The organism is Phocaeicola fibrisolvens, from assembly GCF_025567125.1.
GTDB lineage: Bacteria > Bacteroidota > Bacteroidia > Bacteroidales > Bacteroidaceae > Phocaeicola > Phocaeicola fibrisolvens.
The window spans coordinates 40,866-48,108 of sequence record NZ_JAOQJI010000031.1 but is presented as its reverse complement, the minus strand read 5'-3'; the positions used below and the strand labels follow the sequence as shown (position 1 = coordinate 48,108).

The 7,243-nt window shown below is 41.6% G+C and carries 1 protein-coding gene and 2 pseudogenes; all 3 read right to left on the bottom strand.

The genetic code is table 11. The features are described 5' to 3' along the window. Nucleotides 1-131: 131 nt before the first annotated feature. The 3 genes and pseudogenes from OCV81_RS12285 to OCV81_RS12275 all read right to left on the bottom strand — a co-directional run bounded on the left by OCV81_RS12285 (nt 132) and on the right by OCV81_RS12275 (nt 7,102). Nucleotides 132-3,254 (bottom strand): annotated as a pseudogene (locus OCV81_RS12285) (SusC/RagA family TonB-linked outer membrane protein). Between the two features lie 25 nt (nt 3,255-3,279). Then, the gene (locus OCV81_RS12280) at nt 3,280-5,718 is read right to left on the bottom strand and encodes a glycoside hydrolase family 127 protein (RefSeq protein ID WP_148330232.1); all 2,439 of its coding nucleotides are present in this window, start codon (nt 5,716-5,718) and stop codon (nt 3,280-3,282) included. Nucleotides 5,719-5,930: 212 nt separating this feature from the next. Continuing rightward, nucleotides 5,931-7,102: pseudogene (locus tag OCV81_RS12275) on the bottom strand (glycoside hydrolase family 27 protein). Between the last annotated feature and the right edge of the window lie 141 nt (nt 7,103-7,243).

The following is a 7,243-nucleotide window of genomic DNA, read 5'->3' as shown; positions in this document are numbered from 1 at the left end:
AAATCTTATAATTCAGCACTATAAATTTAATACTTTTATCGCTATGTTTCTAATTATCACTGAAATATATTTATTACTATTTCGAACTCACGTTATTTTTATATATAGTATTCATATTAGTCTATTTATAATTAGAAAGTCACATTTAAGCCAAATGTCCATGTACGTTGAATAGGATACCCTTTTATTCCTGATGTCATTTCCGGATCAAAAATATCCACTCCATCAATTGTAAACAAATTATTCCCATTTGCATATACACGAAGGTTCTCAATACCCAACTTTGTAGTCCACTTACTTGGGAATGTATAACCAACCTCCAATGATTTCAAACGCACAAACGATGCATCACGCAGCCACCAAGTAGAAGACTGTGAATTGCGTCCGTCCACTTGAGACTCTTTCATGAATGCCCGCGGCCATTTAGCTGCCAAATTCTGTTCTGCAGTATTTGAATCACTCCAACGACCTTCATAAAAATCCGTAGCCATATTCATTGTTGGCTGAACCAAAATCTCAGCATCGGCCTGACCTTGGAAGAAAGCGTTTACATCCAATCCTTTCCATGAACCATTCAAAGTCAAGCCAAAAATCCATTTAGGAGTAGCTGACTTATCTCTTCGTACGGCATCATCCCAAGTAATACTACCATCATCGTTCGTATCTTGATAAATCAAATCACCGACCTTCGTTCCAGCTAAATGTGGAGTCGCATCAATCTCTTCTTGGGTTTGATAGATTCCCAATGCCTGATAATACACACCTCCATCAATTGGATGTCCCGTCTGACGCTGCCATGCAGGTGTATCCGTTGCCTCATCCATATAAACGACCTCGTTCTTTGCATACGTTACGTTTCCAGTTACTCCCCAATCAAAATCTCCCGCATGATCACGATAAGTAGCAATAACCTCAAAACCATGATTCTTCACCTTTCCCAAATTTTCTGCTGGAAGTGACAAACCGGAATAAGTCGGAATAGAAGCATTACGTGTAATCAAGATATCGCTACGACGTGACTGGAAATAATCAAAATCCAAACCGAACTTTCCATCTAGGAACTGAGAAGAAAATCCCACGTTCCATGTTTTTGCAGTTTCCCATGTAACCAAAGGATTGGCAGTAACAGTTTCATAAACCCCCTGTGCAAATACAGGATCCTTGCCAAAGGTATAACCTGCATTCGTGAAACCATACATGGAAAGATATTGATAAGCAGAAATATTATCGTTACCCATCATACCCCATGAACCTTTCAGTTTAAAGAAACTAACTACATTTTTCAATGGTTCAAAAAACTTCTCTTCAGACATTACCCAACCGGCAGAGAATCCAGGGAACAATCCCCACCGATGTCCAGGAGCAAAATTCATAGATCCATCATAACGTAAGGTAAATTCTGCAAGATATTTATCTTTATAACCATAATTTATACGTCCGAACCAATTCTGACGAGCTGTTTCATCCGAACTTCAAGCATTACTCTGATCATCCTTATTCGTACTTCCATAATCCAAATCTGGCAATGCTGAAGATATATAATTCGTACGATAACCATACAAATAATTGTAATCATACTTACATTGTTCGTATGCGACAAAAGCATCTACCTTGTGTACGTCATTAAATGTACGATTATATCCGATACGAGCATTTAAAGTGATTGTACTACTATTGCTTGACCACGAACCAGAGCTAATAGACCCAGTTGCATCCCGATGATTAATATATTCACCGCTAGCCGCATCATAGGAATAAATATCATAAGGAGTATTCTGTGTCTTTCCATTATTAAATGTATAATCCAATGCAGCATATCCTTCCAAGTACAATCCAGAAGTCAATGCATCCAAATCGATACGAAGTCTTGGCTTTAAATTCAATGTATTATTTGTGGTCTTATCCGTTCCAGGAAGGTCAGAAACCATCAACACAGCATTATTCGTAATGCCATCATGACCAATTCTCAACATACCATTCGGGTAATATGGAGCTGCCATAGGACTTGTGGTCAAGAAATATCCAAACAAATCTTCTGTCGAATACACTCCTCTATTATTGACTGTCTGACGTCCCAAAATATCCATACTAAATTTGATTGCTTTTGTAATCTTTGCATCCAAATTTGTTGTAAACTGATATTGGTTGTAATTCTGCGGACTATTTTTATAAATTACATCCTGATACAGATACTGAGCTGACGTATAGAATGAAAAGCGTTCATTACCTCCACTAATAGATAAGCTGTGTTCAGTATTAGTTGCCCAGTCTTTAGCAACAGCATTCCACCAATTAGTATTAGGATAATTTATCTGGTCACTACCATCCAAAATCTTAGCAAGAGCTGTTTCTGGATAAGTCAATGAATTCCCCTGTGCCGCATCAAATTCATTTACATAAGTAGCATATTGATATGCATCCAACATTTGAGGAATACGAGTAGGCTGAGATATTGAAACGTTGCCACTATAATTCACCTTTACCTTACCTTCCTTACCACGTTTCGTAGTTACAAGAATAACTCCATTAGCTGCACGAGCTCCATAAATAGCCGCAGAGGCATCCTTCAATACTGATATGGATTCTATATCTTCTGCATTTAAACGTCCAAAAGAACGGTCTGCAATTCCATCAACCACAATCAACGGAGCTGTACTTCCTAAAGTTCCCTTACCACGAATCAAGATTTCAGCATCATCTGCTCCTGGCTCACCACTTCTCGTATTTGCAATCACACCCGCTGTTTTACCAGCAAGAGTGTTCGTAAGATTCGCTGTAGAAATTTTCTTCAAGTCATCTCCACCAATAGACGAAACAGAACCTGTCAATGTAGCCTTTTTCTGCGTTCCATATCCCACAACTACTACCTCATCCATCAATTCTGTATCTTCTTTCAACGTAATCTGACCTCCCGCTTTTATCTGAGAAACCGAAATTTCAATAGACTTATAACCAATGTAACTAATAACTATGACACTATTAGCTGAGACCTTTAAACTGAAATTGCCATCAAAATCCGTTATAGTTCCATTGGTTGTGCCTTTCTCCATCACATTCGCACCTATAATTGATTCACCTTTAGAATCAACTACTTTTCCAGAAATGGCTTTGTGCTGGAAGACCTCCTGAACAACCGGGGATCCATTAGACTCTGCATGAATTGCCATAGGCAGGCAACTAGCAGAAATCATCACACATGTCGACACTTTCACAAATGCACGACTAAACAACATGCGATTTAAATGTGTATTCATTTTGTTTGTATTTAAGGGTTTATAATCACTCTACTTTCCATTCTATAATACCTCCTGAGGCTCCTTTCTGAAGTTGTGCGGAAATCTTCAATCCGGTAGTCTTTACTGGCTTGAAGTTGACTACATTGTACTTGTCCTTTTCCACTCCATATTGATCATTCGTTTCTACTTCTTTCCAGGAATCACCATTTTTATAATAAAGTTTCCAACTTTGCGGTACTCGGAAATTGCCGTCGTAATGGTCAAAGTCGAGCCAGTAGACTTCTACTTTCGACACCGTGTAAGGCTGGTCAAACTCATAGGCCAACGATTCCAATGTTCCATCTTTCAACCACCAGTAGAAATAAGGTTTGGAAGTGTCGGAAGAACGTTTCGGTTCCCATTGGTCGTTTACACCCCACGCGTAAGACATTACAGATGCCGATTCGGGCGCATCTTTTTGGATGGGGGCCTGAATGCTAAAGGTCTGTGCCTTGGAAGCGATGGTCGGCTCCGGCGTCGGAGTAGCATATTCCTTCGTCTCCGGAATCCAGACTTCCATCTGGTCGGCACCGCGATTGTCCCAAGTAGAATAAGGAATGGCACGGAACGGTACATCTTTTACACTGCCGTCCTTACCCAATTCTTTGGCAGTTCCGCTCAATACCATCACCCCTTTCAGCAGGTTGGCATCGTAGGTAGCCTTTATCTTGGCGTCACGCGGAATGAACTTGTTAAAGACGATACTGTCGGGCTGGTCTTTGCCCTCCAAGCAGAACATAATCGGACCACGTTCCAATGCCACCATACCCCGGTCGACTTCCACTTTGTCGTTGGCCGTGATACGACGTACATCCATCGGCAAATCCAATTCAATCACATCGCCCGGTTTCCAGGTGCGGACAAGGGTTTCATAACCGTCACCTTCCATGCCTTTCACATCGGAACCGTTGACTTTCAACGTATATTTCTTGGCGGCATCTGTATAGGCATACAAGTCGGAAGCTACCGGAGCCGATTTTGCCCAGCTGGGGATACGCAGACGGATGGCAAACTTACCTGCCTTTTCCGGAGTCACCTTGATGGCTATCTTGCCGTCCCACGGATACTGAGTAGTCTGTTCCAGCGTTACCTTATTGTCGGCCGTCTTCATTTCGGCTTTGCCCTGGATGTATAAATTCACATAAATGTCGTTCTGCTGAGTGGCATATACATAATTAGATACAGAAGCCATGAAGCGGGTGATATTACCCGGACAGCAGGCACAGCCGAACCATGGCTGGCGGTCGTGTTCGCCCATGGATTCCAGCGGATTGTCGTAGAAGAACTTGTCGCCGCTCAATGAAACGCCTGAAATCACACCATTATACAAGGCCCGTTCCAGTACATCCATATATTTGGAATCTCCTGTAGCCAGGAACATACGGTAGTTCCAGTACACATTGGCAATGGCCGCACAAGTCTCACAATAAGCGGTATGGTTCTGCAATTCATAGTTCGGTCCGAAACCTTCTCCCTGTGCCCGGGAGCCCATACCACCGGTGATATACAGTTTCTTGCTCACCAGGTTGTCCCACAAGCGGGTCAAGGCATGGAAATAAGCGGTATCCTTTGTCAAGGCAGACACATCGGCCACACCTGAATAAAGATATCCGGCACGTACGGCATGACCTACGATTTCATCCTGCTGAAGAATCGGTTTGTGGTCCTGGCTGTATTCGCTCAGTTTATGACCGTCGGTACCCCGTCCGGTTTCTTCCACGAAATACTTCGCCATGTTGAGGTATTTTTCATCACCCGTTACCTTATATAATTTACACAATGCCATTTCAATGATGGGATGTCCCGACGGCACGTGCTTCTGTCCTTCTCCCGGACCGAACACCTTACACACCAGGTCGGCATTCTTGATAGCTACGTCGAGGAAGGTACGTTTACCCGTAGCCCGATAGTGTGCGATGGCAGCCTCGTACATGTGACCACTGTTATACAATTCGTGGCTGTTCAGTTTCTCCCATTTAGAACGTCCCCACCATCCGGAAAGGCGGTAACACTTGTTGGTCACACAAGTCGTCAGGTAGCCGTCCGGTTCCTGAGCCGCTGCAATAATATTAATCACACTGTCCAAGTAATGATCCAGTTTCGGGTCATATTTTACAGCCAGCGAATAAGAAGCACCTTCTATTACTTTATAAGGATCTGTATCATCGAAAGAGAAATCACCGCGATGCTCTCCTTTTTTCAATCCGCCCGCAATGGCGAAATTGTCGAAACGGCCGTTTTTCTCACATTCCTTAAAAGCAGAAGGAATAGATACGGTGCGGTTCGTTTCAATACGAGGCAACCAGAAACCGTCATTAATATGTACTTGGGTAAACGGGACCTCCTGAATCGGAGCATCCGGCTGTTGATAAGCAGGCTTGGTACAAGAAGTGAATCCCACCACTGCTATTCCACTCATCAATATCAAAAGTCTGTTCTTCATATTGTATAAATTGGGTTTATTTTTGTTGTTACAAATGTAGAGTTTAGTAACCATCAACAATAAAAATATCATCTATTCACCTACAAAAATAGTCGACCATAGGCCGACTATTTTTGATTTATAATTCATTAATTATCAATACATTGTAAAATTACATAGATTCTTTTCGTATTTTCTTAGATTATTTTTCCATTTATAATATCTACTCTTTTCTATTTTTTCAGGGACAAACGGACCATTAGAACTCCATGAGGAGCAATCATACATCGTGTAGGTTCTTTTGTGGTACCTATATTTTGATGTTTCCACAAATCTCGAATTAAATATTCTTTTTTATGAATATTTATTTGATCTGCAAAATAAATCGTTTGCTTATGCCAGTCATAATTCAAATTCCAGACATCTTCCGTTCGATTCAAGAAACAAACTGCCAGTTCTCCGTTATCCAAAGGCTTTGCCCAGATTTCTTTTTCCCCCATATCCATGAACCGACGTGCTTGTTCTCCCAATTTATCCTGGTTCACAGAAATAACCTCTTTATTTGTAAGAATCTCTTTAGTTTCCACATCCATTTTACGTAAATCATTCCCTGCCATTAAAGGAGTAGCCAGCATACACCACATAGAAAAATGCGTAATATATTCGTCCCTACTCATTCCTCCATTTCCAACTTCCAACATTTCGGCATCATTCCAATGTCCAGGTCCAGCATAAGGATAAAGATCAGCCATAATATCAATAATGTCTAATACGCCAACTCCCCCCCCCAATCAAACTTACATTGATAGCAATCTCGTATATCCGGGGTAACACGCCACATGTGGCCAATCCCTTTTCCCCATTTCCAAGGTTCATTCTCTCCCCATTCACATATACTAAATACAATAGGCCGTCCACTTAGCTTGATAGCATCACTCATTGTCTGATAAGCCGCACGGGCATTTTGCCCCTCATTTGAACACCAGTCATATTTCAGGTAATCTATTCCCCACGCCGCATACTGGCGGGCATCCTGGAACTGATATCCTCTACTTCCTGGACGTCCTTGACATGTATAGGAACCTGCACAAGAATAGATACCGAGTTTCAGTCCTTTGCTATGAATATAATCTGCCAATACCTTTATTCCATTAGGGAAACGCTCCGGATCCGGAATGATATTTCCCAAAGAATCCCGTCCGATTTGCCAGCAATCATCAATCACAATATATTCATACCCAGCATCTCTCATTCCTGATTCTACCATTGCATCGGCCATTTCTTTCATCAGCTTCTCACTGACATCGCAGCCGAATTTATTCCAACTATTCCATCCCATCGGAGGAGTCTGGGCCAAAGAATCAAAAACTGAATCCGGCAATGCCTTAGCTTCTCCAAAAAACATCTGCCCATACACATTGCATCCACACAAGAATGCCAATCCTGCAAAAAAAGTTCTAAGTCTCATCATATATTCATTTTAAGGATAAAAAGCAAGAGAAGTACCTCTTTTTTCTAAAAAAGCCGCATTCATCACAAAACATGC

What these genes read in the sequence shown, in the direction of transcription:
- OCV81_RS12280 (WP_148330232.1), bottom strand. Translation starts at nt 5,718, where the DNA reads ATGAAGAACAGACTTTTGATATTGATGAGTGGAATAGCAGTGGTGGGA.